The organism is Flavobacterium sp. (assembly GCF_013822155.1).
Lineage (GTDB): Bacteria > Bacteroidota > Bacteroidia > Flavobacteriales > Flavobacteriaceae > Flavobacterium.
In genome coordinates, this window is sequence record NZ_PNJW01000149.1 from 1 (window position 1) to 1,770 (window position 1,770).

Annotated in this window: 4 protein-coding genes; all 4 read right to left on the reverse strand. The window is 31.2% G+C overall.

Going from position 1 to position 1,770, the window contains the following annotated elements; translation table 11 throughout:
• On the reverse strand, positions 1 to 212 hold a 212-nt coding region (locus C0512_RS15410), incomplete at its 3' end, for a hypothetical protein (protein WP_290863167.1).
• Between the two features lie 195 nt (positions 213 to 407).
• On the reverse strand, positions 408 to 719 hold the full coding sequence (locus tag C0512_RS15415) for a hypothetical protein (protein ID WP_290863169.1): 312 nt from the start codon (positions 717 to 719) through the stop codon (positions 408 to 410).
• Between the two features lie 203 nt (positions 720 to 922).
• Positions 923 to 1,219 (reverse strand): type II toxin-antitoxin system RelE/ParE family toxin, encoded by a 297-nt coding sequence (locus C0512_RS15420; RefSeq protein WP_290863171.1) that lies wholly within the window; start codon positions 1,217 to 1,219, stop codon positions 923 to 925.
• On the reverse strand, positions 1,216 to 1,458 hold the full coding sequence (locus C0512_RS15425; protein WP_290863173.1) for a type II toxin-antitoxin system ParD family antitoxin: 243 nt from the start codon (positions 1,456 to 1,458) through the stop codon (positions 1,216 to 1,218). The genes C0512_RS15420 and C0512_RS15425 overlap by 4 nt, the downstream gene beginning before the upstream one ends.
• Between the last annotated feature and the right edge of the window lie 312 nt (positions 1,459 to 1,770).

Genomic DNA, 1,770 nt, shown 5'->3' on the forward strand with positions numbered 1-1,770 from the left:
TCCAAATTTTGAATTACTTCAAGAGGTTTACCTAATTTTTTCAAAAGTTCTAATTCGCTTATACCAATTAATTTATCATTAAATAAACTTTCCTTATAATTTTTACTGTAAGTTGTTAAAAATTTAGCTCTAAAACTTTCAGAATAATTGAAAAGTATATATAAGATTGTAAAAATGCATATAATTATTAAAAAATATTTTTTTCTATTCATTTGTTGCATTAAGTTATTGAATTCGTCTTTTTTGGGCAAAATTACTGCCAACGTTTCGCCGCTAACCGACTGTTGCGAAGCCAGCGAACTGCGTACTGTCTGCTAAGATAATAGTTTTACGTGAAAAACAGACGTGAAACCACGAAAATCGAGCAATAGCGGTTAACGGCTGTTAGCAGAAGGCTTGATTATGAGCTAATAATTGTCGACAAATTCTTTTGACCTGTTCAATTCTGGATTATTCTTGGCATAAATAATTATAATACTGTCAAATTTCACTAAGTTCTCATTATCATCAAAACCTTCATAATAACTTTCATTTACTTTAAACCTATAAAAAGACCGAATTGTTCCTTTAGAGCCAACAGATTTCTTATCGTAAATTATAGCTTTTGTCTTTTTACCATTTTGTTTAAGTTCAGCAATCTCGTTGTCGCTTTTTAACGAAAAAAAGATAATAATACCAATGAGTAATAATATTGTGAAATTATTCAGTAATATTTTCAACAAATTATTTTTCGGTTTTTGATTTCGCATTATAATATTTACGATTTTGGTCAAAGCTTTCTGCTAACGTTTCGCGGCTAGTGGCTTTTGCGAAGCCAACGAACTGCGTACTGTCAGCTAAGATAGAATTTTTACGTGAAAAACAAACGTGAAACTAAGAAAATCCAGCAATAGCTACTAACCGCTGTTATATGCCGTTTCGTTCATAGTTGATTAGGAATATCCATCATCTGATGTAAAACTCTAACTATTTCCACAATTCCATCATCACCTTTTCTGTAAATAATTAGATGCGATTTCACTCTAAACTGTCTGTAACCTAATTTAATATTTCCAATGTCTTTTCCACCTTCAAAATCTTCAACGATGTATTCAATTTCTTGATAGATTAACCGGTAATAATGGTTAGCTTGATTAAGTGACCAATTTTCTAAAGTGTAAAGCCAAATTTTGTCTATGTCTTCTAATGCTTTTGCACTTATTCGGTATTCTATTTTCATAAGTATTTTTTATGAAGACTTGCCAAATGTGCTTCAGGATCAAAATTTGAAACCATTCCACTTTTTTCACCGATTTCAATTTCTTCTCTTAGTTTTTTTATTTTTTGCTCTTCCAATTCAAGTAATCTTAAAGCTGTACGAACAACTTCACTTGCTGAACTGAAACGACCGGAAGAAATCTCTTCGCTAATAAAATTTTCGAAATAGTCTCCTAATAAAATTGATGTGTTTTTTGCCATGACCTTTTCTTTTTTTCAAATATACCAATTTTTGGTATACGAACATCTTTTTTGCAGTTTTTTTTGAGAAATGGCATATAACGTTTCGCCGCTAACCGACTGTTGCGAAGCCAGCGAACTGCGTACTGTCTGCTAAGATAATAGTTTTACGTGAAAAATAGAAGTGAAACCACGAAAATCCAGCAATAGCGGTTAACGGCTGTTGGCAGATCGTTTTTGTTTTATCAATTAACTTTCTTAAAAGCAATTTCGAATCCAACGTAATTCAATTGATGTATCTCTGCACCATTTACTAAAATAATCATTATTTCA

What these genes read in the sequence shown, in the direction of transcription:
- C0512_RS15420 (WP_290863171.1), bottom strand. Translation starts at nt 1,219, where the DNA reads ATGAAAATAGAATACCGAATAAGTGCAAAAGCATTAGAAGACATAGAC.
- C0512_RS15425 (WP_290863173.1), bottom strand. Translation starts at nt 1,458, where the DNA reads ATGGCAAAAAACACATCAATTTTATTAGGAGACTATTTCGAAAATTTT.